At 34.4% G+C, this 25,741-nt stretch carries 20 protein-coding genes and 2 pseudogenes; 10 read left to right on the top strand and 12 right to left on the bottom strand.

The features are described from left to right. Positions 1–188 precede the first annotated feature (188 nt). On the top strand, positions 189–2,924 hold the full coding sequence (locus EAG08_RS00110) for a sodium-translocating pyrophosphatase (RefSeq protein ID WP_129533702.1): 2,736 nt from the start codon (positions 189–191) through the stop codon (positions 2,922–2,924). A gap of 77 nt (positions 2,925–3,001) precedes the next feature. Here EAG08_RS00110 and EAG08_RS00105 read toward each other — a convergent pair whose 3' ends face one another. Further along, on the bottom strand, positions 3,002–3,304 hold the full coding sequence (locus EAG08_RS00105; protein WP_129533701.1) for a hypothetical protein: 303 nt from the start codon (positions 3,302–3,304) through the stop codon (positions 3,002–3,004). Positions 3,305–3,434: 130 nt separating this feature from the next. After that, positions 3,435–4,574, bottom strand: a complete 1,140-nt coding sequence (locus EAG08_RS00100) for an aminotransferase class I/II-fold pyridoxal phosphate-dependent enzyme (protein WP_129533700.1) — start codon at positions 4,572–4,574, stop codon at positions 3,435–3,437. 78 nt (positions 4,575–4,652) lie between these two features. On the opposite strand from EAG08_RS00100, the gene EAG08_RS00095 reads away from it, so the two are divergent. The 5 genes from EAG08_RS00095 to EAG08_RS00075 all read left to right on the top strand — a co-directional run bounded on the left by EAG08_RS00095 (position 4,653) and on the right by EAG08_RS00075 (position 8,803). Beyond that, on the top strand, positions 4,653–5,708 hold the full coding sequence (locus EAG08_RS00095; RefSeq protein ID WP_129533699.1) for a M28 family metallopeptidase: 1,056 nt from the start codon (positions 4,653–4,655) through the stop codon (positions 5,706–5,708). Between the two features lie 67 nt (positions 5,709–5,775). Then, positions 5,776–6,579: a GNAT family N-acetyltransferase gene (locus tag EAG08_RS22840; RefSeq protein WP_129533698.1), complete on the top strand. Its 804-nt coding sequence runs from the start codon at positions 5,776–5,778 to the stop codon at positions 6,577–6,579. Positions 6,580–6,582: 3 nt separating this feature from the next. Then, positions 6,583–7,086, top strand: a complete 504-nt coding sequence (locus EAG08_RS00085; RefSeq protein ID WP_129533697.1) for an endonuclease V — start codon at positions 6,583–6,585, stop codon at positions 7,084–7,086. 83 nt (positions 7,087–7,169) lie between these two features. Then, positions 7,170–7,661, top strand: a complete 492-nt coding sequence (locus EAG08_RS00080) for a hypothetical protein (RefSeq protein WP_129533696.1) — start codon at positions 7,170–7,172, stop codon at positions 7,659–7,661. A gap of 506 nt (positions 7,662–8,167) precedes the next feature. After that, positions 8,168–8,803, top strand: coding sequence for an NAD(P)-dependent oxidoreductase (locus tag EAG08_RS00075; RefSeq protein ID WP_129533695.1), 636 nt, complete (start codon positions 8,168–8,170; stop codon positions 8,801–8,803). Between the two features lie 138 nt (positions 8,804–8,941). On the opposite strand, the gene uvrA is transcribed toward EAG08_RS00075, so the two are convergent. Continuing rightward, entirely contained in the window at positions 8,942–11,734 is a 2,793-nt protein-coding gene (gene uvrA / locus EAG08_RS00070; protein ID WP_129533694.1) for an excinuclease ABC subunit UvrA, read from the bottom strand. Positions 11,735–12,129: 395 nt separating this feature from the next. Here uvrA and EAG08_RS00065 point away from each other — a divergent pair, with 395 nt between their 5' ends. After that, entirely contained in the window at positions 12,130–13,941 is a 1,812-nt protein-coding gene (locus EAG08_RS00065) for a TonB-dependent receptor plug domain-containing protein (protein ID WP_129533693.1), read from the top strand. 52 nt (positions 13,942–13,993) lie between these two features. Continuing rightward, positions 13,994–14,713: a DUF2490 domain-containing protein gene (locus EAG08_RS00060; protein ID WP_129533692.1), complete on the top strand. Its 720-nt coding sequence runs from the start codon at positions 13,994–13,996 to the stop codon at positions 14,711–14,713. Here EAG08_RS00060 and EAG08_RS00055 read toward each other — a convergent pair. Both EAG08_RS00055 and EAG08_RS00050 read right to left on the bottom strand, forming a co-directional pair. After that, positions 14,710–15,156: a phosphohydrolase gene (locus EAG08_RS00055; RefSeq protein WP_129533691.1), complete on the bottom strand. Its 447-nt coding sequence runs from the start codon at positions 15,154–15,156 to the stop codon at positions 14,710–14,712. The two genes, EAG08_RS00060 and EAG08_RS00055, sit on opposite strands and share 4 nt — an antisense overlap. Positions 15,157–15,258: 102 nt before the next feature. Next, positions 15,259–15,555, bottom strand: coding sequence for a hypothetical protein (locus EAG08_RS00050; protein ID WP_129533690.1), 297 nt, complete (start codon positions 15,553–15,555; stop codon positions 15,259–15,261). A 203-nt stretch (positions 15,556–15,758) separates the two neighbouring features. Between EAG08_RS00050 and EAG08_RS00045 the strand changes: the two genes are divergently transcribed. Beyond that, positions 15,759–17,372: a Na+/H+ antiporter gene (locus tag EAG08_RS00045; RefSeq protein WP_129533689.1), complete on the top strand. Its 1,614-nt coding sequence runs from the start codon at positions 15,759–15,761 to the stop codon at positions 17,370–17,372. A 24-nt stretch (positions 17,373–17,396) separates the two neighbouring features. On the opposite strand, the gene EAG08_RS00040 is transcribed toward EAG08_RS00045, so the two are convergent. The 3 genes from EAG08_RS00040 to EAG08_RS00030 form a co-directional block, all read right to left on the bottom strand. Continuing rightward, a complete protein-coding gene (locus EAG08_RS00040; protein ID WP_317126338.1) occupies positions 17,397–17,888 on the bottom strand; it encodes a YdeI/OmpD-associated family protein in 492 nt (163 codons plus the stop codon). 94 nt (positions 17,889–17,982) lie between these two features. Continuing rightward, positions 17,983–18,837 (bottom strand): DoxX family protein, encoded by an 855-nt coding sequence (locus EAG08_RS22835; protein ID WP_129533687.1) that lies wholly within the window; start codon positions 18,835–18,837, stop codon positions 17,983–17,985. Between the two features lies 1 nt (position 18,838). Beyond that, positions 18,839–19,162: an ArsR/SmtB family transcription factor gene (locus EAG08_RS00030; RefSeq protein ID WP_129533686.1), complete on the bottom strand. Its 324-nt coding sequence runs from the start codon at positions 19,160–19,162 to the stop codon at positions 18,839–18,841. Positions 19,163–19,335: 173 nt separating this feature from the next. Here EAG08_RS00030 and EAG08_RS00025 point away from each other — a divergent pair, with 173 nt between their 5' ends. After that, the gene (locus EAG08_RS00025; RefSeq protein ID WP_129533685.1) at positions 19,336–20,133 is read left to right on the top strand and encodes a hypothetical protein; all 798 of its coding nucleotides are present in this window, start codon (positions 19,336–19,338) and stop codon (positions 20,131–20,133) included. Positions 20,134–20,141: 8 nt separating this feature from the next. On the opposite strand, the gene EAG08_RS00020 is transcribed toward EAG08_RS00025, so the two are convergent. The 4 genes and pseudogenes from EAG08_RS00020 to EAG08_RS00005 form a co-directional block, all read right to left on the bottom strand. Next, a complete protein-coding gene (locus tag EAG08_RS00020; RefSeq protein ID WP_129533684.1) occupies positions 20,142–21,260 on the bottom strand; it encodes a lactonase family protein in 1,119 nt (372 codons plus the stop codon). Positions 21,261–21,407: 147 nt separating this feature from the next. Next, positions 21,408–23,193 (bottom strand): annotated as a pseudogene (locus EAG08_RS00015) (acyl-CoA dehydrogenase family protein). Between the two features lie 21 nt (positions 23,194–23,214). Next, positions 23,215–24,396 (bottom strand): thiolase family protein, encoded by a 1,182-nt coding sequence (locus EAG08_RS00010; RefSeq protein ID WP_129533683.1) that lies wholly within the window; start codon positions 24,394–24,396, stop codon positions 23,215–23,217. A 106-nt stretch (positions 24,397–24,502) separates the two neighbouring features. Next, positions 24,503–25,741 (bottom strand): annotated as a pseudogene (locus tag EAG08_RS00005) (enoyl-CoA hydratase/isomerase family protein); the annotation flags it as partial.

Here is a 25,741-nt window from a genome sequence, read left to right as displayed (position 1 = left end):
TGTGCAATTCTACGGGTAAGAACGATATCCACAAATGAAAATTTCCCATTTTTTCTGATTAATATTAAAATTTTTTCAGAGCCACTCAACCTGATTAATAGACTTTTAAGGAATTTACATCATTTTTAATTTTATGAATAGATTTATTTGGTATATTTATTATTCTATTACCAAAAAAATATTAAACTATGGATCTATTTTATTTAGTGCCAATTTTTGGTGTTATCGCATTACTCTACACATTTCTCCAAAGCAATTGGGTAACCAGGCAAAACGCAGGAAATGAACGAATGAAAGTCATCAGCGGACACATCGCTGACGGCGCAATGGCTTTTCTGAAAGCCGAATACAAAATTTTAGCTTATTTCGTCGTCATTGTCGCCATTCTTTTGGCTGTCATGGGAACGACGAATTCAAATTCTCACTGGAGCATCAGTATTGCTTTTGTGATTGGTGCCGTATTTTCAGCTTTGGCAGGATTTATCGGGATGAAGATCGCAACAAAAGCCAATGTAAGAACTGCTGAAGCCGCAAAAACTTCACTTTCGAAAGCTTTAAAAGTTTCTTTTGCCGGAGGTTCGGTGATGGGAATGGGTGTTGCCGGATTAGCAGTTTTAGGATTAGGCTCGCTCTATTTAATTATTAAACAGATCTTTGCTCCAGATGCAATGGTTAATTCTCATGAAATGGAGAGAGCCATCGAAATCCTAACTGGATTCTCTTTAGGAGCAGAATCAATCGCTCTTTTTGCGAGAGTAGGAGGTGGAATCTACACAAAAGCTGCGGATGTAGGTGCAGATTTAGTAGGAAAAGTGGAAGCAGGAATTCCTGAAGACGACCCTCGAAATCCAGCTACCATTGCCGATAATGTCGGGGATAATGTAGGAGATGTTGCCGGAATGGGTGCCGATTTATTCGGTTCTTATGTTGCGACAGTTTTAGCAACAATGGTTTTAGGGCGTGAAACGATGTCGGACGATGCGTTCGGAGGTTTCGCTCCGATACTTTTACCGATGCTAATTGCCGGAACAGGAATTATATTTTCAATGATCGGAACTTTATTCGTTAAAATTAATGATGATGAAGATTCTTCTACATCAAGTGTTCAGAATGCTTTAAACCTTGGAAACTGGGGAAGTATTGTTATCACGGCAATCTCATCTTATTTCTTGGTTAATTATTTATTACCCGAAACCATGGTTTTACGTGGTTTAGAATTTACCAAAATGGGAGTTTTCGGAGCCATTATGGTTGGGTTGGTTGTGGGAACATTGATGAGTATCATCACAGAATACTACACAGCAATGGGTAAAAGACCGGTTAAAAGTATTGTTAAACAGTCTTCTACAGGTCACGCCACCAATATTATTGGCGGACTTGCCGTTGGAATGGAATCTACCTTTTTACCTATCATTGTTTTGGCCGGAGGTATTTATGGATCATATTTATGTGCCGGACTATATGGTGTTGCTATTGCAGCAGCCGGAATGATGGCTACAACAGCAATGCAGTTAGCAATTGATGCATTCGGACCGATTGCAGATAATGCAGGTGGAATCGCCGAAATGAGCGAATTACCAAAAGAAGTTCGTGAGAAAACAGATATTTTAGATGCCGTAGGAAATACAACTGCAGCCACAGGAAAAGGTTTTGCAATTGCTTCAGCAGCATTGACAGCTTTAGCTTTATTCGCAGCATTTGTAGGGATTGCAGGGATTGACGGCATTGATATCTACAGGGCAGACGTTCTCGCAGGTTTATTTGTTGGTGGAATGATTCCTTTTATCTTTTCATCGTTGGCAATTACAGCAGTAGGACAGGCTGCAATGGCAATGGTAGAAGAAGTAAGAAGGCAATTCAGAGAAATACCTGGAATTTTAGAAGGAAAAGCGGAGCCTGAATACGAAAAATGTGTGGCTATCTCTACAGAAGCTTCACTCAGAAAAATGATGCTTCCAGGAGCCATTGCGATTATTTCACCACTTTTGATAGGTTTCATTTTTGGGCCTGAAGTTTTAGGTGGATTTTTAGCCGGAGCAACAGTTTGCGGAGTTTTAATGGGAATGTTCCAAAATAATGCAGGTGGTGCTTGGGATAATGCCAAAAAATCATTTGAAAAAGGTGCTAAAATAAATGGAGAAACATACTACAAAGGTTCAGAACCACATAAAGCATCAGTAACCGGAGACACAGTGGGAGATCCTTTTAAAGATACTTCCGGACCGTCGATGAATATTTTAATTAAATTAATGTCAATTGTTTCGTTGGTGATTGCGCCAACTTTAGCAGTGATGCACAAAGATAAAATTGAAGCCAACAGACAGGCTAAAATTGAAAGCCTAACAGGAATGACAGCTCTTCATTCAGTAAACCAAAACACTGCAGGTGTGAACGCTGTAGTTGCTCCACAAGAGATAATGGGTCAGCTGAATGAAAATGGTGATTTTGTGTACAATACAGGAACCATTCAGGAAGTTAAACTGAAAGGTGGAAAAACCATTTCTTTAGGAAACCAAAGCCAGCTTTATGTAATGTATGATCAGATTAAAAATAATAAGCAGACAGTTTTAGATCCAAATTCTTGGTACACGATTGAAAACTTATATTTTGAAACGGGTTCAAGTGATTTAAAAGCAGGTTCAGAAGCTCAATTGATGAATTTAGCGGAGATTTTAAATGCTTATCCTAATGTTAAAATAAAGTTAGGTGGATACACAGATAATTCGGGAAGTGAGGAAGCGAACAAGCAATTATCTAACCTGCGAGCACAGACTACAAAGCTTAAATTACTAGAATTAGGAATTGCTGCGGACAGAGTAGAAGCCGAAGGTTATGGCTCACAATATCCCGTTTGTGAGGCCAATGATACGGATGAATGTATGGCAAAAAATAGAAGAATTGATGTAAGAGTCTTGTCTTTATAATTAAAATCAACAATTAAATAAAATAAAACACCGCAATTTATATGCGGTGTTTTATTTTATTTGTACAATTATTCACATTATCTTCTTTCTAATATTTCAGTACATGTATTTCTTCCTTCATTGCACCAATATGTATATATAAATTCTTTTTTGTCACTTCGAATTATTTCATGTGCAGTCTTTTTTCCGACAAAATCAGTACTATCTTGAATAAATAATTTTGATTCAATTTTTGTAATTTCAGTTTCGAATTTGCAATCATTTAGTATTTTCATTTTACTTGTGATGATTATAAGATTATCTCCCCAAACTTCCTTCATTGTATTTCTTGTAAATCTAACTTTATAAGTTTCCCCACTATCAGATTTTGATGTTGACAAAGTAACATTTTTCGGTATTTTACAATTATGATGATTTTTATTTTGAGAATAAGTTTTAATACTAAAAAGAAGTAAAATAAGTAGAAGATTTTTATTCAATAGCATTATGAAAACGGTTTTTAGGTTTATATCATAAATTTTTCCTCAAATGCTCCAAAGCCTGAATAATCACATCATCTTTTTTAGCAAAACTAAATCTTATGTAATCTGAATCTTGTTTTGAATTGTAAAACGCAGAAAGAGGCAGACACGAAACTTTTTTCTCCACAGTCAGCCATTTTGAAAACTCCACATCGGTCATGGTTTTTGAAACGTTTCTGAAATTCACTAATTGAAAAAAGCCACCTTCAGATTTTTGTTCAATTTGGAGCGAAGTATCTTTCATCATTTCATTAAAAATATCTCTTTTATTTTGCATGATTTTTTGATTATCAGACGGATCAAAAACCTCCAAATATTTTGCAATTGCATATTGACAAGGCGCATTTGAACTGTAAGAAATATATTGCTGGTGGCATCTGAAATTCTCAAGCAATTCTTCTGATGCTAAAAGATAACTGACTTTCCAGCCGGTTGCATGGAACATTTTACCAAAAGAAAATATAGAGAATGTTCTTTTCTTAAGTTCAGGATGTAGAAACGGACTGTAATGAGCAATTCCATCATAACAATAAATATCATAAATTTCTTCTGAAATCAAATAAATCTCCTGATTTTTAATCAACTGGTAAAGTTGTTCCCAATCAGACTTTGTCCACGTTTTTCCTGTAGGATTCTGTGGAGAATTGATGATGATTGCTTTTGTCTTCTCTGAAATACAATTTTGAAGTTTCCCCCAATTTATTGCAAAATCATTATCAAGATCATAATATACAGGAACTCCTCCGTTAAGGACAATAGACGGAGCGTAAGTATAGTACGATGGCTGGATGACAATTACTTCATTACCAAAATTCAATATTGATTTTAATGAAGTATACAATGCAAAAGTAGAGCAGGGAACGATATTAACTTCTTCTTTTTTTAATGTTAAACTGTTCGTTCTTTTTAAATTAAACTTAATGATATTTTCTATAAGCAAAGGGCTTCCTGAGAGAGACTCATAACTGTGACTGATGATGTCGGCTGATTCTTTGAGATAATAGCGTAAACGAGGGTCAATTTCAAAATCGGGTAGGCCTAATGATAAATCATAACTTTGATGTCTTGAAGCAAGTTCAGACATTTCGGTGAAAAATTTAAAATCATTAAATCCGTAATTTTTTTTCATCTTGTTGATCAAATTTATAAAATTGATTCTTAGTTAAAGTTAAATTATTTTTATTATTTTTAGAAAAATAATTTACGAATGAAAAAATTTCTGATTTCTATATTGTCTATCGTTGTTTTATCAAGCTGCGGAACTTCAAAAGTTGCCACCAACGGTCAAAATACGTCGAACTCAGCCAGTTCAAGTTCATCTAAAACTGACAAGGCATTTCAGTCTGCCTATCAAAACATTAAGCTTGAAGATTTAAAGAAAAATCTTTACGTTATTGCATCTGATGAAATGGGTGGTCGAGACACAGGAAGTGCGGGTCAGAAGAAAGCAGGAGAGTATATGATTAATTATTATAAAAGTCTCGGTATCTCATTTCCGAAAACTTTAGGCTCATACTACCAGAAAGTTCCTTCTGAATATATGAAAAAAAGAGGTGGTGAAGACTTACCTGATTCAGAAAATATTTTAGCATTCATTGAAGGGAGCGAAAAGCCTGAAGAAATCATCGTGGTTTCTGCACATTATGATCACGTAGGAACACAAAATGGGGTAGTTTATAATGGAGCGGACGACGATGGAAGCGGAACGGTTGCCGTAATGGAAATTGCAAAAGCTTTCCAAAGTGCTAAAAAAGCTGGAAACGGACCCAAAAGATCTATCTTATTTCTTCATGTAACCGGTGAAGAACACGGACTTTTCGGCTCTGAATATTACTCTGATAATCCGGTTTTTCCTTTAGCAAATACGGTTGTTGATTTAAATATAGATATGATTGGTCGTGATGATCCTGAAAACAGAGGCAAAAATTATGTTTATGTAATTGGATCTGAAATGCTAAGTTCTGAGCTAAAAGTTATTAATGAAGCTGCAAACAAAAAGACGGTCAATTTAGAATTAAATTATAAATACGATGACCCGAAAGATCCTCAGAGATTATATTACAGATCAGATCATTACAATTTTGCTAAAAACAATATTCCGGTAGCATTTTATTTTGACGGAATTCATGAAGATTATCATAAACCAACGGACGACGTTGAAAAAATAGACTACTCGATGTTACAAAAAAGAACACAATTGGTTTTTGCTACGGCTTGGGAAATTGCCAACAGAGAAGCAAGAATTGTGGTTGATAAAAAATAATTTAAACTCAATATTTACATTAAAACCTATAAGAATTTTCTTGTAGGTTTTTTAAACTTAAATTTAAATGATTATACGAGAAGCCAATATCGAAGATATTCCACAGATACAGATTGTAAGAAATGCTGTGAAAGAAAACACATTGTCTGATCCCAATTTGGTTACTAATCAGGATTGCGAAGAATTTCTGACAATAAGAGGCAAAGGCTGGGTTTGCGAAATTGATCATTTGATTGTAGGGTTTTCAATTGTAGATTTAAAAGAAAATAATATCTGGGCATTATTTCTTCATCCCGATTTTGAAAATAAGGGAATTGGCAGGAAATTACACAATGTAATGCTCGATTGGTATTTCTCTAAAACAAGTGAAACCGTTTGGCTGGGTACATCACCCAAAACGAGAGCAGAAATCTTTTACAGAAAATCTGGCTGGCAAGAAAAGGGAATGCACGGCAAGGAAATTAAATTTGAAATGACTTCTGATAACTGGAAAAATAAAATGAAACAAAATATAAAATCAATCCGGCCTTTTATAGGATCTAAAAATTTTGAAGAAAGTAGAGCTTTTTACAGAGATTTGGGCTTTGAAGAAATGGTTCTCGAAAACAACTTTTCGGTATTTAAAAAACAGGAAATCGCTTTTTATCTTCAGGATTATTACGCAAAAGAGTGGATAGAAAACACGATGATTTTCGTAGAAGTTGAAAATATCGATGAGTTTTACACTGAACTTGCATTGCTCAATTTACCCACAAAATATGCAAGCTCAAAGCTCTCTCCAATTCGAACAATGGATTGGGGAAAAGAGTGTTTTCTCCATGATCCCGCAGGTATTTTATGGCATTTTGGAGAGTTTTTCAATAAAGATTAAATCATGATTTACGCGTTTGACACTTATTATTACGAAGACTTTGCAAAGACTGTCTGTATAGCTTTTGAAGATTGGAATTCAGAACAAGAGAACGAAATTTTTAATGAAAAAACAATGATTACTGCAGAGTACGAAAGCGGTGCGTTTTACAAAAGAGAGCTTCCTTGCATTCTAAGTTTGCTAGAAAAGATTCAATTAAAACCTAATGACATCATCATTGTCGATGGTTATGTTACTTTGAATGATGAAGGGAAAATTGGTTTGGGTGGTTATCTTTTTGAGGCCCTAAACAGGAAATTTCCTGTCGTTGGAATTGCCAAAAACGGATTTTCTTCTCCCGATTCAAAGCGGAGGGAAGTTTTCCGAGGAGAAAGCAAGACGCCCTTGTTTCTAACCTCAATAGGAATCGACGTTGATGAAGTACAAAAAAAGGTTGAGAAAATGCATGGTAATTTTAGATTTCCGACCTTATTAAAAAAACTTGACCAACTGACGAGAGAAGAATAATATTTTAATTTTAGGGTTTATAATTTTTATAAAAAGTTTGATTTATTTGTCTTAAATTTTATTTTTGTGAAAAATAAATACAAATGAAGAAAATAATTACAACAACTTGTCTGTGTCTTTCTGTTTTTGCTTTTTCGCAGAAATATTATAGTAAGATTAGCGATACAAAGATAAATCACGAAAGACTCGAAATTAGCAAGAATTTTATAGATACTTATTTGAATAAATGTGAAAATAGTGATTTTACAAAATTTGATCAATTCACATTAAGTAAAAGACTTGAAAAATTCTTTTTAAACGAAATCGAAAAATCATGCAAAAAGTCGGTTGAAATGTATGGCAAATTGAAGGTTCTTAATTTCAATTCTGCTTATCTGAATAAATATACCAAAAACTTTGATCCATTAGATTTGTATATTTTTGATGTACAATCAGAGAAATTACCGGATATAAAATACATCAGTGTTTGGGTTTATCATGATCAGAATGTGGTTTCCGGAATTTGGATTTCAAAAGAAAAACCTTTAGGTAAATCTAAACCGAAAGATAATGACAAAAAAGAATCTGCCCTTTAGAGGCAGATTCAGTAGATAGATCTCATTTTTTTTAATTAGACAACAACAAAAAAGCACAGCCGACGATGCTGTGCTTTAAATTTATTTCAAATTTAATTGCAATTCCGAAAACGAAGAGAGCAAAAATTGATTTCATTTCAGTTTTATTACATAGTAAATGTAAGAATATTTTTAATACGCAATAACAATTTAATGTTAAAATTAACAACTTATCCACATTTTTTGTGGATAAGTTTAGAATCGCTTTCTTAAGGTCATTTCAAATACGATTCCGCAATATTTCTTTTGAATTTACTTTATGATTATCATATTCAGTTTTAAAAGACTATATTTGGTTCATTAATATCTCTTTATAAATATTACAATTTTATTCAAGCGCATTTTATATGTCTTGAAATCTTAAGGTTCAAATTTTCTGAACCCAAATAATCTATTATATTAAAATTGAAAGGTAAAAGCAGGTTGCTATTTATGACTTTGCTATTGCCACAAATAAAGAGATCATTATGAAAACAAATAGAATTGCCGTAATCGGCGGAACGGGAAAATCAGGAAAATATCTTGTTCAGCAACTTCTGGAAAAAGGGTATCCAATCAAACTATTACTTCGAAATCCCGAAAATTTCACCTTAGAAAATCCTTTGATCGAAATTGTAAAAGGTGATGCACGAGATTTTGAGGCGGTAGACCATCTTATCAAAGATTGCAGTGCTGTGATTAGTAAAATTGGTCAGCCGGTTGGTGAACAATCAATCTTTACTGATGCTACAAAAAATGTGATACAGTCGATGAATTCACACGGGATTACAAGATATATTGCTATTACGGGTCTGAACGTTGATACTCCACTTGATCATAAAAACGATAAGGTAAAAATTGCAACCAATTGGATGTATGAAAATTATCCAAAAACAACAAAAGACAAACAGGATGAATATGAGATTCTTGTGAGCTCTAATCTAGATTGGACTTTGGTAAGACTTCCGTTGATCATCCCGACTTGCGAGTCTTTTCCTACAGAAACGAATTTAGAAGATTGTAAAGGTGAGAAAATCAGTGCTACAGATTTGTCAGAATTTTTAGTTTCTCAGATTGAGGATAAAACTTTTATTAAACAAAGTCCGTTTTTGTATAATGTTTAATTTTTTTTAAACCCAAAATTCACTGATTTTTTCACAAATAAAACAATATAAAATCATTAATTTTAGTAATTGTCAAATTTGTGATATTAGTGTTTAAATCAAAAAAATAGAGCCTCAATTTGACGCTCTATTTGTATTTTACTGTTCCAGCTTTTCTTTAATATACTTCGCCGTATGCGATTTTTTGTTCTTAGCTAAATCTTCCGGCGTTCCGGCGAAAACAACTTCTCCACCGTATTTTCCGGCTTCCGGACCGATGTCGATAATGTAGTCGGCAGATTTCATAATATCGGGTTGATGTTCAATGACGATTACTGAATGTCCAAGGTCGATTAAAGCCTGAAGCGATTTTAACAATTTCTGAATATCATGAAAATGCAATCCCGTCGAAGGCTCATCAAAAATAAATAAGGTCTTGTCTGTTGTCACACCTTTTACAAGGAAAGATGCCAGTTTCACACGCTGTGCCTCACCTCCGGAAAGGGTAGATGAGCTTTGTCCCAGCTGCAAATATCCCAAACCAACTTCCTGAAGCGGAGTAAGTTTTGTGACGATTTTATCTTCTTTATTATCTTTAAAAAATGTCAAAGCTTCATCAACCGTCATGTGAAGAATATCCGAAATGTTTTTTTCGTCAAACCTCACTTCAAGAATCTCGTTTTTGAAACGCGTTCCTTTACAAACCTCACATTCAAGTTCGATATCAGCCATAAACTGCATCGAAACATTGATGACCCCTTCACCTTTACATTCATCACATCTTCCGCCGTCAACGTTGAAAGAGAAATGTTTCGGCTTGTAACCCATCATTTTAGAAACTTTCTGTTTTGAATATAAATCTCTGATATCATCATACGCTTTCAGATACGTCACAGGATTTGAACGTGATGATTTTCCGATAGGATTTTGATCGATTAATTCAATATGCTTAACCAGTTTTATCGGGAATTCCACAGAATCATAATCACCTTTTTTTCCGCCCATTCCAAGCTGAATCTGAATGTCATTCGTGAGGATTTCTTTCATCAAAGTAGATTTTCCGCTTCCTGAAACTCCTGAAATCACAACCAGACTTTCTAAAGGTACATCAACATCAATATTTTTAAGATTGTTGGTTCTGGCACCTTTTATATGAATAAATTCTTTTGTTTTTCTGCGTTTCTCCGGAACTTTTATTTCTAATCTTCCTGTAAGATATTTTGAAGTCAGCGTATCTGCATCTTTCAATTCTTTATAATCTCCTGCGAAAACCAACTCACCACCCAAATATCCTGCTTCCGGACCAATATCGATGATGTAATCTGCGGCTCTCATCACATCTTCATCATGCTCTACAACGATTACGGTATTTCCTAAATCTCGAAGATTTTTTAAAACTCCAATCAGATTTTCAGTATCACGAGAGTGTAAGCCGATTGAGGGCTCATCTAAAATATAAATAGAACCTACCAAAGAACTTCCCAAACTTGTAGCAAGGTTAATTCTCTGACTTTCCCCACCGGAAAGTGTATTTGATGTTCTGTTAATCGACAAATATCCTAAACCGACTTTCAGTAAAAACTCCAATCGGGTAGTGATTTCGTATAATAATCTCTTAGCAATATCTTTATCGTGCTGAGATAATTTCAAACTGTTGATCATCGGCGACAACTCATCTAAAGGAAGCTCAATCATTGACTGAATATTGTGTCCGTCAATTTTCACCCAGGTCGTTTCCTCACGCAAACGCAAACCTTCACAAGTTGGACAAAGCGTTTTTCCACGGTAACGGGATAACATGACACGGTATTGAATTTTATATAAATTTTCTTCAAGCATTGCGAAGAAATTATTCAGAGAAGGAAACGTTTTGCTTCCGTCACCTTTCCAAAGGTAATTTTTCTGCTCTTTGGTTAATTGATGATAAGGCTTATGAATAGGGAAGTCTTTCGCCTTTTTAATGAAATCTTTCTTCCATTCGCTCATCGTTTCACCTTTCCATGAAGCGATAGCATCTTCAAAAACAGACAAAGCTTTATTTGGAATGACTAAATCTTCATCAATACCAATTACTTTACCGTAACCTTCACAGGTCGGACAAGCACCATAAGGATTATTAAAACTGAAAAAATGAACGTTTGGTTCAAGGAATTCCAATCCGTCAAGCTCAAATTTGTTAGAGAACTCTTTACTTTCCGCTGTTTCAATGTTCTTTAATGAACAATATCCACGACCTTCGTAAAAAGCCATTTGGATGGAATCTGCCAAACGCTGAAGAAAGCTTTCATCATCTTCATATGAAAAACGGTCGATGACCAAATTGATCACCATTCCTTTTTCAGGCGCAAACCCGAAGCTTTCCAAATCTTCAATTCCGGCAACATTTCCGTTTACTTCCAATCTTGTGAAACCTGCAAGCTTTAAAATATTTAAATTTTCAGTGAAATTTTCAATATCATATTCCAACGGAGCGGTTAAGAGAAATGCGGTATCACTTTTTGCTGATTTTATGTAATCAATCACATCAGAAACCGAATCTTTTTTCACTTCATCGCCGGAAACAGGAGAAAAAGTTCTACCAATTCTTGCAAAAAGAAGCTTCATATAATCGTAAATTTCTGTAGAAGTTCCTACCGTAGAACGCGGATTTGAAGAAATCACTTTCTGCTGAATCGCAATCGAAGGTGCTAAACCTTTGATGTCATCAACTTTAGGTTTTTCTAACTTCCCTAAAAACTGACGGGCGTAAGAACTCAAACTTTCCACATAACGTCTTTGTCCCTCAGCATAAATCGTGTCAAAAGCCAAAGAAGATTTTCCGCTTCCGGAAACCCCTGTGATGACGATTAATTTATTTTTCGGAATTAATACATCGATGTGTTTCAGGTTGTTAAGGTGTGCATTTTTAACGAAAACCTGTTTTTTTATATCTATTTCTGTAATTGGAGCCATAGTAAAATTAAGACCAACAAAAATACGAAATTTTGACGGATTTAATTAAAATAAATCAACTGTAAAATAAGGATATTTCATGATGAAAATTTAAATTTTTGCTTCAAAAACATCTTATAAAAATGATATTCTCTCAATATGACATTTTTAGAATTAATAACACTTTACTATTGTTTGATATATATTTTTATTGTAAAATTGCACCATTAAATTAGTGTTAAAATGAGAGAATTTTTCAGACATTTGTATACACATTTAATGAGAAAAAGATAATTTACTTTTTAAAATTCCCTTTAAAGATGCACATTGCGGCATCTTTTTTCATGATATCTATCATTTGTTACTTAGATAAAGTCTCCTAATTTTGAAGGCTGCAAAATAAACTAAAAGTAAAAATGAACAAACAACTACTCGCAGTTTTTTTCCTGGCCGGGATATACAGTATCAACGCTCAGGAAAAAACAACCGAAATTGATTCAATAGAAATTCAGGGAAAATTCATTTCAACTCCATATAAAAATGCCAATCAAAATATTTCTGTTATTACGAAAGCAGATATTTTAAATTCCCCGGCAACCAGCATCGACGAAATCCTGCAGCAGATCCCCGGAATGGATATCAGAAGGAGAGGAGCTAACGGAGTACAGAGTGACATCGGATTTCGAGGAAGTTCGTTTGAGCAGGTTCTTTTGCTTCTCAACGGAATCAGAATGAATGATTCTCAGACCGGTCACAACTCGATGAACGTTCCGGTAGATTTGGAAGATGTTGAAAGAATTGAAATCATCAAAGGTCCTGCAGCAAGACGTTTCGGGCAGAATGCTTATGCTGGAGCCATCAATATCATCACGAAAGCCAACCCAGGAAAAAGAGTGAAAATAAGAGCTGAAGGTGGCGATTACGAAACATATGGACTTGGTTTGAATGCTAATTTTGGAAATGATAAGTTTTCAAATTTATTGCAGGCAAATTCAAATTCTTCGCAAGGCTACAGACACAATACAGATTTTGAAATGAAGAATGTTTTCTATCAGAATCAATTAAAAATAAAAGACGGAAGTATAAGATTACAAGCCGGTATTTCAGAGAAAAAATTCGGGGCAAACGGTTTTTATTCTTCACCCAATGCTACTGAACAATACGAAGAACTTCAGGCTTCTATCGTAAGTTTGTCTCATCAGCAAAGCTTTGGTAAGTTTAAATTAAACTCGAATGTATATTGGAGAAGAGGGCAGGATATGTATCTTTTCAACAGAGAAAAGCCTGAGATTTACAGAAATATGCACATCGGAAACAATGTGGGTGGAGAAGTAAATTCAAGCTATACTTCAAATTTGGGAACCACCGGTTTGGGCGTTGAGTTGAGAAAAGAGTTTTTGGCTAGTAATAATTTAGGCCACAGAGAACGATTTGTTTCTCAGGTTTTCTTTGAACATCATTTTTCGTTATTAGATAAAAAACTGAACATTACACCGGGAATTTCCTGGGCTAATTATTCTAACGAAGGAAACTTCTTTTATCCTGGATTAGATGTTGGATATTCTTTTTACGAGAGCAACAAAATATACGGAAATATCTCAAAAGTACATCGTGTACCAACTTTCACAGACCTATATTATACCAGCAAAACAGAACAAGGAAATGAAAACTTGCTACCTGAAAGTGCAGTTTATGCAGAAATTGGGTATCAATATCAGAACAAAAATATCTTAGGAAAAGTAAGTGGTTTCTACAGAGGCTCATCAGATGCTATCGATTGGGTAAAAAACTCTTTACAAGATCCTATCTGGTATGCAAAGAATGTCGGTGATACAGAAATTAAAGGTATCGAAGCTGAATTGAGTCATCAGGTTTTTGATTGGATGAAATATACTGTGGGTTATACTTATTTAGATAATAAATTTAAAGAATTCAATGATAGTTTTTCCAGATATGTTCTTGATAATCTAAAACATCAATTCATATCAAAACTTCAATTTAAGATTCGTAAAAAAATCACAACTGAATTGCTTTACAGATATACCGAAAGGGTAAATTTAGGAAGTTATAATACCTTAGATCAGAAAACGACTTTTACTGAGAAAAACTTTTCATGTTATATTCTCGTTAATAATATCACAGATTCTAAGTATACTGAAACTTTTGGCGTACCGATGCCTCAAAGATGGTTTCACCTTGGTTTCACTTACAATATTAATATTAAGTAAACTTAACATTACGGCATTGTTAAATCATTTACTTTTGCAAAAATTTTTTTGGATGAAACTTATTACAAGTCTTGGTTTTGTTTTGATGATGAGCTTTTTTAATGCTCAGGAACATATTTCTTCATTTAATGCATTGACTATAACGTATAAATTTCATCCAAAATTTTTCTTGTATGCAGAAGGACAATCAAGAGGGATCGAAGAATACACTTATCCTGATTATTACGAAATAAAAGGAGGTTTAGGATATAATTTGACCAAAAATCATAAACCGTTTGTCGGCTTAGGTCGATATGCAACCTATAAAGATCATGCAATTAATAAAGAAGAATTTCGTGTTTGGTTGCAGGATGTAATTGATATTAAAAAAGGAGTTGTAAAGTTTGAAAACAGATTTCGTGCGGAAAAATCATGGTTTTATGAGCCGCAGACTGACAAAAGATCTGAAAGAATGCGTTACCGTTACCGTTTGAATATCTCAGTTCCTTTGAATGCGAAAAAAATTGCACCGGGAACTTTATTCGCTAATGTTTATGATGAGATTTTTATTGTAACACCCATGAAACCTGCATTTGCAAGAAATAGAGTATATGGTGGTTTGGGTTATCAGGTTGATGAAAATTTCGGTTTTCTGAGTGGTTACTTATGGCAGAGAGAATTTGAGGCAAAAGGAAATAAAAACGTTCACTTCATTTATTTAGCCCTAAACATCAACATCGACGGAACAAAAAGCGAAGAAACAAAAACATATCATTTCCCGGGAGCAGATTAATATTTTTCAGAAAGATAACGGTAAGCTTTTAGATATTTGTTGAATCTGTGAATGTCTTTTGATGTCAATTCGCGGTTTACTCGGCGCAAATCCATATTATCACGAAGGTCATTTAACTTTACAGCAACAGCCAAAGGAGATCTTTCAGTTCTTTTTACAAAGTCATCATAGATTTCATCGTCATCATATTTCGTAAGACAGCTGATTGCGTAAAGAATATACTCCGGAAAACCTTCATCTCTTAAATAGGCAAGGCTGAAATCTTCAGGATTATCTTCTACAACGTCATGTAAAACTCCTACAATTTTCTCATCCATCGTTTTTCCGTATTCCATCACACGCATTACGTGGGCGATGTACGGAGCGTGGTATTTGTCTTTCTGACCTTTATGTGCTTTATCAGCAATTTTTATGGCTTTATGTAGCAGTTCTTCTTTTGTCATCTTGTAAAAATAGAGTACAAAAATATAAAACAGCCTTTATAAATTCTATCTTTTTCTCAATAATTTTAGAATATGTTATCAACAATCAATTGGTTTCAAAAATTACTTTGTTGCCAGTTTTTTAGTTTTAAAAGAATCTAATGAATTAAGAATTTTAAATTGGGTATTGCTTTTTACCGTAGCTTTCAAACTTGAATAAATTTCAGGATTTTCTGGTTTAGCAACAGGCATTTTATACAATTTTACCAAAGTGCTGTCGATAGAAGTTGGTTCAGTTTCAGTAATAATTGGTGAATTGAATTTGTGAAGATCCAAACTGTCTCTTCTTAATGGCTCAAGAGTGGTCTGGGCAGAAAATATGCCTGAAACCAATAAGAATAAACCGAAAATAATTTTCATAAAAATTTGTTTGATTTAAAATTATAAAAAATATTTTAATTTCAAATGAATTTATAATATGAAAATTATTTGCTGTAAAATAAAGAATAATTAGTTTTGCGAATAAATGATGAAACCGTATTGCTTCCATTACTATTTCTATTAAAGTGGTCAACCGTCAATTCATCTGAAAATACTTTTGATTAATCAAAATTTAAAGATTTATGCACCATAATTTACTTCTTATTCTTTTTCTTCTTTTTGCAGTAATGATGCTCGTTTTGCTGGCAAAAAAATTAAAAGTTGCTTATCCTATATTTTTAGTGATTGCAGGTTTAGCGATTAGTTTTATTCCGGGAATTCCTGTTCTGAAGCTTGATCCGGATATTATTTTCCTTCTTTTTCTGCCGCCACTTTTGTATGAGGCAGCATGGTATACTTCATGGACAGATTTTTGGAAATGGAAAAGACCGATTACACTTTTGGCTTTCGGGCTCGTGTTTTTCACGTCTCTGGTTGTTGCGTATATTTCATCATCCATGATTCCCGGATTTACCTTGGCACTCGGATTTTTATTAGGCGGAATCGTTTCTCCACCCGATGCTGTAGCAGCTGCAACCGTAATGAAAGGTTTAAAAATTCCAAAAAGATTATTGACCATTTTGGAAGGTGAAAGTTTAGTGAATGATGCTGCTTCTTTGATTGTCTTCCGTTTCGCTCTAGCTGCGGTTCTTACAGGAACATTTTCTATGCAACAGGCAACGGGACAGTTCTTTCTTGTTGCAGGAATGGGAGTAGTGGTAGGAATAATTGGTGGGAATGTTATGTATGCAATTCACCGCTTTTTACCCACGAATCCTGCTATTGATGCAGCATTGACAGTAATGACTCCTTACATTCTTTTTTTGGCGGCTGAGCAATTTCATTTTTCCGGAGTGATGGCGGTTGTTTCTGGAGGATTATTTATTTCGTGGCGCTCGCACGAGCTTTTCAAAACAGGAAGCACAAGATTAAATATGCTTGGAGTTTGGACGACAATGATTTTTGTAATGAATGCTTTGGTTTTCATTTTAATCGGATTAGAACTTCCTGAAATCGTACAAGGATTAGGAAGTCATTTGGTTTTTAAAGGTTTAAAATATGGAATCATTATAAGTTTGATTGTGATTGCTTTACGATTCTTGTGGGTCTATCCGGCTGCTCATATTCCAAGGTTTTTGTTTAAAAGTATCAGAAAAAATGAGCCAAGTCCCGGATGGAAAGGCCCATTGATTACTAGTTATGCGGGAATGCGAGGTGTGGTTTCTTTGGCGACGGCTTTATCAATTCCCATCTATTTAGATGATAAAGGAACATTGTTCCCGGAAAGACACATGATTATTTTCATCACATTTGTGGTCATTTTTATTACTTTGGTTTTCCAAGGATTAACGCTTCCATTAATCATTAAATGGATCAATATTAATGAAATTGATGCCAAAATTCCTGAAGATCAGCAGAGAAAAAAAATCCAGATTCGTTTGGATGAATTAGGTTTAAATTATATCAATGAAAATTATCAGACTAAAATTTTTCAAAATGATCTGATTGAATATTACAAAAACAGCCTCGAAAACGAAATTTCAAACAATCAGAAAAGTTTTGATTCTGTAGAATGCCGCGACACAAAAAAAGAGGAAGTAGAGCAGTACCATCACTTGCTTTTGGAAATTTATGCACTTCAGAGAAAGGAATTATTTAAAATGAGAAAACACAAAGAATTCGAAGATTCAGAAATCAGAAAAGCTGAATTACAGATTGATCTGAATGACCTGAAAGTAACAGGAAATGAGCACTAGAGACTAAAAGGTTTAAACTAATTTTCAATCATCAATTCCTTTTCCGTCCAGAATTTTTTGGTAATATTTTTCGATTCTTGCTTCTCTTGTTTTTGCTTGTTTGGCTTGTGAAAAGTAAAATAAATATCCTTTTTGCCGTCCCGGTGTCAAAGCATAAAAAGCTTTATTCGCTTCATTGTTATTGTCTAAAACCTTCTGAAACTCTTCGGGAACTGCATAATCTTTAGCAGATTTCATAGCTACTTTTTCATCTGATTTTTCAATTTCGACAGCTTCTTTCACATAAGATTTAATCAAAGATTTTAATTCTTTAATCTCAGAAATATTTGTAAAGCGTAGCTGTCGGGCAGATTGTACGTTTTCAGTCTGTTGGATCAGGATGTTTTCAGGATCTTTCAACAAAACCCCTTTGTGAAAAAGTAATGCACAATATTCTTTAAACCCATGAATCAACACTACATTTTTTCCCTGAAAAGTGTAGCAGGGATGCATCCATTTATAATCTTCTTCAAGCAGTTTGTTTTCAAGGAGAATTTCTCTTAAAAGATAAAATTCTTCATTCCATTTTTTAGCTTTTTCAAAAAAAGTTCAGCTTCGGTTTGCATAATTTTTAAGAATTTATAGAAGTTAATTTTCTGTCAGCAGGTCTGAAAATCCATGAAAGAACCGTTACCATCAACAGTATCATTGAAGGAAGAGCTTCTGTAAATGGTTGCTCAACAAGCAAATGAGAAATTGCTGCTCCCGACATTGCAAAGAAAAATCCTGCATAAGCCCATTCTTTTACCAATGGTAGTTTTGGAAGCAAAATGACAATTACTCCTAAAATTTTCCATACACCTAAAATCGTTAAAAGATATAACGGATAACCCAATTTAGTGACAATTTCATTATAACCGCCAATTTGAAAAGCTTGTTGTATGCCACCTGCCAACATTCCGATAGAAAGGAAAATAGTTGTTACCCAATATATTACTGCATTTCGTTTCATAATTGATTTATTTTTTAAATTTAAAACTACTTCTTGAAGGCGGTCATGAGCCATACCTAAACCTTGCGCAAATGGCATTTTCAAAAGCTGATTGCGGAATTCTACAGATTTGAAGATGATCTGCATCGTGAGTTTACTTGATTCTTCATTTATTTTTTCAAATTCAAAAAACTCCAGCTGAACAGGAAAAGAGCTATTTTCCATCTCAAAAGTTCTTGTAATTTTTTGGTTCGGAACAAATTCAAGAATGACACCGTTAGCAGAAAATACAACTTGTCCGTTGTGAGAAGTTTCAAAACGCCAGCTTCCATGCGGTTCGTTTTCTAACTTTTGTACTTTTGTCCCCATCCATTGCTCTACGATCTCAGGTTCTTCGTAGGCTTTGAAAAGCAGATCTAAAGGAAGATCAAAAACTCTGGTGATAATCAATTCTTGCTTATCGTCTTCGGCTGTGATTTTTGTTTTTAATTCCATTTTATTTGTTTTTTTTATAGTTTTTCATTACAGATTCTAATGTGTTGAAACGGTCATCCCACATTTTGCTGAAAGGCTCAATAAAATCTGAAATTTGTTTCATTTTATTAGGATTAAGGTGATACAAGATTTCCCTTCCGTTTTGTTCTTTTTTTAGCAATTCACATTCGGTAAGGATTTGTAAATGCTTTGAAACTGTTGGTCTTGCCGTATCAAAATTAGAAGCAATCGCACCCGCTGTCATCGATTGAGTTGCCACCAAAAGAAGGATTGATCTTCTCGTAGGATCTGCAATTGCCTGAAAAACATCTCTTCTAAGATTCATACGCTTTGCTTTTAGATTTAATTAAAATGTACATTCTTTTATGTAGCTATTTGACTACAAATATAAATGTAGTTATTTAACTACGCAAATATTTTAATAAAATTTTCATTTACGTTACAGCTAATGATAACAAATACCCTTTAATGCTTATCTTCAACATTTAAATTGATCTTATGAAATATTTTTTCAGCCTTTTTACATTTTTAGTATGCTCAACAATGGTTTTCGGGCAAAACGAAAATTCATCAACTTCTACTGAGAAAAACATTGAGAGCGGAAGTACCTACAAAAAATATAAGAACGGAAAACTAGATAGTATCATCGTTACAATGGCAGCTGTAAATTATGGGAATGCCTTACTTTTTTCAAAATCAAATGATGAAATTCGCATTACCAATGTAGCCGATAAAAATTCTGTCATAACGATTGTATTAAAAAATAAGAAACAAATCAGAACTTTGTTCTATAAACAACAGCCAGCCGTCATTGTTGAAAATATAGATTTTGACATAGAAAATCTACCGAAGAGCTCGGTTATTTCTAGCTTAATTTCAGATAATATGGTTTTCAGCAATACCTATATTTCTAACGATAAAATTTTCGGCGATGATTTTCCCGACAAAACTTTTAAGCTTTTTCACGGGCTCAGAGTTCGTCCGGATTTAGATAATTTAGATGCTATCTTTGAAAATATCGGAGATTTTTTCAGCGAAGAAGATGCACTCTTAAAAATTTTCTATGGCAGGTATGCTGAGAAATTTGCTCCTCAGGTTTTAGCTTTTTTGAAAACAGATGCTTCAGGCAAAATAAAAGACGGTATTTTTATGGATTTTAAAAACAAAAATATCAATGAAAAGAATAATTACAACATTTATAAAAACGGAAAAATTATAAAATCCGGAGCAGAAAATCTAAGCAAATTTCAAAATATTTATATGGAATATCGAGAGAAAGCAGATCTGAATCAGTAATTCTCAAATTAATAAATTTTCGTTTTCACACAAGAAACATTTTTAATTTTCACAGATTTTCCTACTTTTTTAAGTACCCCGGTTTCTAAATTTCTTTTAAAAACGACTACTTTATTACTTCCTGTATTGGCGACAATAACAAATCTGCCAGTCTCATCTATAGTGAAAGTTCTGGGATGTTTTCCGTGTGTTTTTTGATAACCAACAGTTTCTAAAGTTCCATTTGATTGAATTTTAAAAATGACAATATTATTTTCTTTTCCTCTGTTAGTAGCATACAAGAATTTTCCATCGGGAGAAATATGAAGATCTGAACTTTCAAATCCATCCTTAATTTTTGCAGGATGTGTAGGTTTTTTTTGAATTTCTTTAAGCATGTTTTCTGTAAAATCATATACAGAAATTTCACCTGCCATTTCTTCAATGCAATATGCTGTTTTTCCATTTTTACTAAAAATCAAATGCCTTGGCCCAGTTCCAGGTTTCGTCTTTATGAAACTGCCTTGTTCTATATTTAAAGGTTTTAAATCAGTATTTTCAAAAGGATATATTCTGATTTTGTCAGCGCCTAAATCGGTGAAAAATAGTGAATTAAAATCTGGTGAAAAAACAGCAGAATGAATATGTGCTTTTGCTTGTCTATCAGGATTTATACTTCCTTCAGAAAACTTTAAAATTTGTGCTAAAGAATCTATTTTTCCATCTTCCAAAAGCGGATAAACTGAAACGCTTGCATCGGTGTAATTTCCATTCACCAGCCATTTTCTATTTTTATGAACGCTTACATAAACCGGATTTTCGCCACCACTTTCCTGACTGTTCATAAATTTCAAAGTTTTTTCTTCTTTATCAAAACGAAAAGAGCTGACCGTTCCTCCATTTTCAATTTTGCTCTCCGAAGATGCATAAATATATTTTCCGTCTTCAGAAATTGTAATGTAAGATGGGTTTACAACACCTTTTATTGAAGTAGTTTTTGTAAGTTTTCCTGTTTCATTATCTAATTGATAAACATAAATTCCTTCCGAATCTTTTTCCCAATTATAAGAACCAAAAAAGACAAATTGTTGCTGAGAATAAAAGTTTGCAAAGATAAAAAGAGCTAGAAGTTTTAGAAGGTTTTGCATTCAGGAAATTTTTGAATTAAGAATTTGCAAGCTAAAGAAAACTGTTGGATTTGATAATGTACATTTTAATGAATTAGACCTTACGTTTTATTAAATAAAAAACGCTCCATAAAATGAAGCGTTCAAAATAATATTTTATTCAATATTCTAATAATGTCCCTTCCCAATAAAATGTGCAGCCACTTTTTCAGTTAGTCCTACAACATTCGGGTGGTTGGTATATTTTGTAAATCTTCTTAAACCTGAAAGCATCATTCTTTGTTCGTCGCCTTCTGCGAAAGAAACAATTCCTTCTTTGGCAGCTGAGATTATTTTTTCGATTGCTTTGTAAAGATTCAACTGAGCCATTGCAACTTCTACAGAATCAGCAGAGAAATGTTTTTCAGCTCTTAGCACTGCAGATTCTGCCATGTAGATTTGGTTAAGAATTTCAGAAGCATTTAATAATAAATGCTGTTGCTTCTCAATATCCATCATGTATTTTTGAAGGGCAGCTCCTGAAACCATTAAAAATACTTTTTTAAGATTTGCCAAAATTGCTTTTTCCTCGCTCATCAATTCAGAATAATCAGGAACTTCAAATGAAGGAATTCCCATCAATTCTTTAGAAATTGCCATTGCAGGAGAAAGTAAATCCAATTCACCTTTCATTGCTTTTTAATCAGCATTCCTACGGCCAAAAGACGATTGATTTCGTTGGTTCCTTCATAGATCCTTCCAATTCTTGCATCTCTCCATGCAGCTTCCATTGGAGTGTCTTCTGAGAATCCCATTCCACCATAAATCTGAATTCCTTCATCGGCAGTAACCTGAGTAAGATCTGATACGAAAACTTTAAGAATAGAAGCTTCTACTGCGAACTCTTCAACACCTTTCAATTCAGCTTGTTGATGATTCATTCCTCCAGAAACCAATTCTTCAATCTTATCTTCAACATTTTTTGCTAAACGGTAAGAACCAGCTTCACTCACGAAAACTCCGGTTGCCATTTCTGCCAATTTCTTTCTGATGGCTCCAAAAGTTGAAATAGAAACCCCAAATTGTTTCTTTCATTCGAATATTGAATCGAATGGTTCAAGATTCTTCTTTGTCCGTCAAGATTGGCAGCAGCTAATTTGATTCTACCAACATTCAATGCATTCAAAGCGATTTTAAAACCATTGTTTCTTTCACCCAGCATATTTTCAACAGGAATTTTCATGTCATTGAAGAATACCTGACGGGTAGAAGACGAACGGATACCTAATTTGTGCTCTTCTTCACCAAAAGTTAGGCTGTTTGGATCTTCCAATTCTGAACGGTTGATCACAAAACCTGTAATGTTTTTATCATCATCAATTTTTGCGAATAATGTGAAAGTATCTGCAAAACCTGCGTTTGAAATCCACATTTTTTGTCCGTTGATGATATAATGCTTTCCATCCTCTGACAATTTTGCTCTTGTTTTCCCTGAATTTGCGTCTGAACCAGCATCCGGCTCAGTCAAGCAATAAGCACCGAATTTTGTTCCTGTAGCTAGATCCGGAAGATATTTCTTTTTCAATTCTTCACTTCCGTAAAGAAGAGTGGGTAATGTTCCAATTCCGGTATGTGCTCCGTAAGCTGTTGCTAATGAGCCATTTCCTCCTGAAACGTAATCGCAAGCCAACATCGTACTTACGAATCCCATCCCAAGACCTCCATATTCTTCAGGAACGGTGATTCCAAGAAGTCCCATTTCGCCTAATTTGCGCATTGTTTCTTCAGTCAATGCATAATCTTTTTTCTCAAAACGATCATGATGCGGAATTACTTCTCTGTCGATAAATTCTTTCGCAGAATCACGAAGCATTTTTTGTTCTTCTGAAAGTTCTTCTAAAGTGAAGATTTCGTTTGCAGCAATTTCTTTAATTAAAAACTCACCTCCTTTCAGTGTTTTATTAATTGTAGTCATTATATTTTGTAGTTTTTTTAGTTATAATAATTCAAAGATTGAAGCAGCACCCTGCCCAGTTCCCACACACATAGAAACCATTCCGTATTTATTTCCACGTTTTCTCATTTCGTCAAGGAGTTGAACGGTTAATTTCGTTCCTGTACAACCAAGCGGGTGACCAAGAGCGATGGCACCACCATTGACATTTAAAATATCAGGATTTAAACCTAATTCTTTTTTAATTGCAACCGATTGAGAAGCAAATGCTTCATTTAATTCAATCAATTCAATATCTTTTAATTCTAAACCAGCTTGCTTTAGTGCTTTTGGAATGGCATAAATTGGTCCCATTCCCATGATTCTTGGCTCAAGTCCGGCCGCAGCGTACGCAACTAATCTTGCTTCTGGCTCCAATCCTAATTCTTTTACCATTTCTTCAGACATCACGATAACGAAAGCTGCACCGTCACTCATTTGAGAAGAATTTCCTGCTGTCACACTTCCTCCGTTTGCAAAAACGGGCTTTAATTTAGCTAAACCTTCCAAAGATGTGTCTAATCTTGGGCCTTCGTCTACAGAAAAATCAAACTTTTTAGTCTGCATTTTCTGATTTTCATCCAAGAAATTATACTCAACAGGAATTGGTATGATTTGATTCGCAAATTTACCTTCCTGATTTGCTTTTAAAGCTTTTTGGTGAGATTCGAACGCAAACTGATCTTGTTCTTCACGGGAAATATTAAATTGTTTTGCTACTTCTTCCGCAGTATAACCCATTCCCCAATAATAATCAGGATTGGTTTTTGCGATTTCAGTTTCCGGAACGGGTTTGTAACCACCCATCGGAATATAAGACATTGATTCTGTACCACCTGCGATAATACAATCAGCCATTCCTGCCTGAATTTTTGCCGAAGCAATAGCAATCGCCTCACTTCCTGATGCGCAATATCTATTCACAGTGACTCCCGGAACTTTGTCGGTATTTAATCCCATCAAAGAAATTAAACGTGCCACATTTAAGCCTTGTTCAGCTTCCGGCATTGCATTTCCAACGATTAAATCGTCAACTCTGTCTTTGTCTAATTGCGGAACAGCTGCCATCAGTTTTTCGATTACTATTGCTGCCATTACGTCGGGACGCGTGAAGCGGAGTGAGCCTTTTGGAGCTTTTCCGACTGCTGTACGAAATCCCTTGATTATATATGCTTGTCTTGACATTTTTTTATTTATTTTAATTTAAACATACATTTTGCCATGCTAAAAGCATCTAAGCTTAGATTCCTGTGGAATGACAAACTTCGTGTTAAAATATTTATAGTTATTAATTTCTCAACGGTTTTCCTTTCTGTAACATAAACTGAATTCTCTCCAAAGTTTTCTTTCACCACAAAGCTGAAGGAAAGTTTCTCTTTCAAGGTTCAATAAGTATTGTTCGGTCACAACTGTTGGTTCTGAAAGATTTCCACCTACCAAAACGTTAGCTAATTTATCTGCAATCTTTTTATCGTGTTCAGAAATATATTTTCCGGTTAACATCTGATCGGTTCCTACGTAGAACATACCTAGAGCATCTTTTCCAAGAACTTTTACGGTTTGCTCGATGGGTTGAGTGTAGCCTTGTTCAGCCATTAGTTTTGCAACTTTTTTAGCTTCGGCAATCTGACGTTTTTTGTCTACAACTACAATGTCTTTTCCTTTTTCAAGAATTCCCATATCATAAGCTTCATAAGCAGAAGTGGCAACTTTACCCATTGCTATATTCATGAAAGCCTCACGAAGTCTGTTATTTTTCACATCATCACTGTGGAACTCTCTTGAAGTTCTTAAAGCAAATTCTTTCGTTCCGCCACCGCCGGGAATTACACCAACTCCGGTTTCAACTAGTCCGATGTAAGTTTCTGCTGCTGCAACCACTCTGTCTGCATGCATGGTCATTCACATCCACCACAAGAGTCATTCCGTGAGGAGCAACTACTACAGGAATTGAAGAATAACGAACTCTCATCATCGATTTCTGGAAATAAGCGATTGCCATATTCAAATCATCCCAATCTTGCTCAATAGCCATCATTAGAATCATCGCTAAATTTGCTCCAACAGAGAAATTTGCACCTTGATTTCCAATAACTAAACCGTCATATTCTTTTTCGGCTAAATCAATCGCTCTGTTTAATCCATCTAAAACTTCGCCTCCAAGAGAATTCATTTTAGAACGAATTTCAAAGTTGATAATTCCGTCGCCTAAATCTTCAATAGAAGCTCCTGAATTACTCCAAAGTGTTTTATTTTTTCTGATATTATCTAAAATGATGAAAGCATCTTGTCCCGGAATTTTGTTGTATTCACCTGAATTTTTATCAACGAAAATACTTTGTCCATCTTCATTTACTTTATAGAAATTCTACATTCTTAACCCAGTCTGAAACTTCGTAGCCAGCTTCTGTAGCCAATTCAATTCCTTTTGAACTCCAACAGCGTCCCAAATTTCGAATGGTCCGTTTTCCCAACCGAAACCAGCTCTCATTGCATCATCGATTTTGTAAACTTCATCAGAAATTTCCGG

The sequence above is a fragment of the Chryseobacterium sp. 3008163 genome (genome assembly GCF_003669035.1).
Classification (GTDB): domain Bacteria; phylum Bacteroidota; class Bacteroidia; order Flavobacteriales; family Weeksellaceae; genus Chryseobacterium.
Note: the sequence above shows the minus strand (reverse complement) of the source record. Positions and strands in the feature narration are given on the sequence as shown.

Bases quoted from the DNA above. Each gene is read 5' to 3' on its own strand.
- EAG08_RS00110 (WP_129533702.1), top strand. From the start codon at position 189: ATGGATCTATTTTATTTAGTGCCAATTTTTGGTGTTATCGCATTACTC.
- EAG08_RS00100 (WP_129533700.1), bottom strand. From the start codon at position 4,574: ATGAAAAAAAATTACGGATTTAATGATTTTAAATTTTTCACCGAAATG.
- EAG08_RS00095 (WP_129533699.1), top strand. From the start codon at position 4,653: ATGAAAAAATTTCTGATTTCTATATTGTCTATCGTTGTTTTATCAAGC.
- EAG08_RS22840 (WP_129533698.1), top strand. From the start codon at position 5,776: ATGATTATACGAGAAGCCAATATCGAAGATATTCCACAGATACAGATT.
- EAG08_RS00085 (WP_129533697.1), top strand. From the start codon at position 6,583: ATGATTTACGCGTTTGACACTTATTATTACGAAGACTTTGCAAAGACT.
- EAG08_RS00080 (WP_129533696.1), top strand. From the start codon at position 7,170: ATGAAGAAAATAATTACAACAACTTGTCTGTGTCTTTCTGTTTTTGCT.
- EAG08_RS00075 (WP_129533695.1), top strand. From the start codon at position 8,168: ATGAAAACAAATAGAATTGCCGTAATCGGCGGAACGGGAAAATCAGGA.
- uvrA (WP_129533694.1), bottom strand. From the start codon at position 11,734: ATGGCTCCAATTACAGAAATAGATATAAAAAAACAGGTTTTCGTTAAA.
- EAG08_RS00065 (WP_129533693.1), top strand. From the start codon at position 12,130: ATGAACAAACAACTACTCGCAGTTTTTTTCCTGGCCGGGATATACAGT.
- EAG08_RS00060 (WP_129533692.1), top strand. From the start codon at position 13,994: ATGAAACTTATTACAAGTCTTGGTTTTGTTTTGATGATGAGCTTTTTT.
- EAG08_RS00055 (WP_129533691.1), bottom strand. From the start codon at position 15,156: ATGACAAAAGAAGAACTGCTACATAAAGCCATAAAAATTGCTGATAAA.
- EAG08_RS00050 (WP_129533690.1), bottom strand. From the start codon at position 15,555: ATGAAAATTATTTTCGGTTTATTCTTATTGGTTTCAGGCATATTTTCT.
- EAG08_RS00045 (WP_129533689.1), top strand. From the start codon at position 15,759: ATGCACCATAATTTACTTCTTATTCTTTTTCTTCTTTTTGCAGTAATG.
- EAG08_RS22835 (WP_129533687.1), bottom strand. From the start codon at position 18,837: ATGGAATTAAAAACAAAAATCACAGCCGAAGACGATAAGCAAGAATTG.
- EAG08_RS00030 (WP_129533686.1), bottom strand. From the start codon at position 19,162: ATGAATCTTAGAAGAGATGTTTTTCAGGCAATTGCAGATCCTACGAGA.
- EAG08_RS00025 (WP_129533685.1), top strand. From the start codon at position 19,336: ATGAAATATTTTTTCAGCCTTTTTACATTTTTAGTATGCTCAACAATG.
- EAG08_RS00020 (WP_129533684.1), bottom strand. From the start codon at position 21,260: ATGCAAAACCTTCTAAAACTTCTAGCTCTTTTTATCTTTGCAAACTTT.
- EAG08_RS00010 (WP_129533683.1), bottom strand. From the start codon at position 24,396: ATGTCAAGACAAGCATATATAATCAAGGGATTTCGTACAGCAGTCGGA.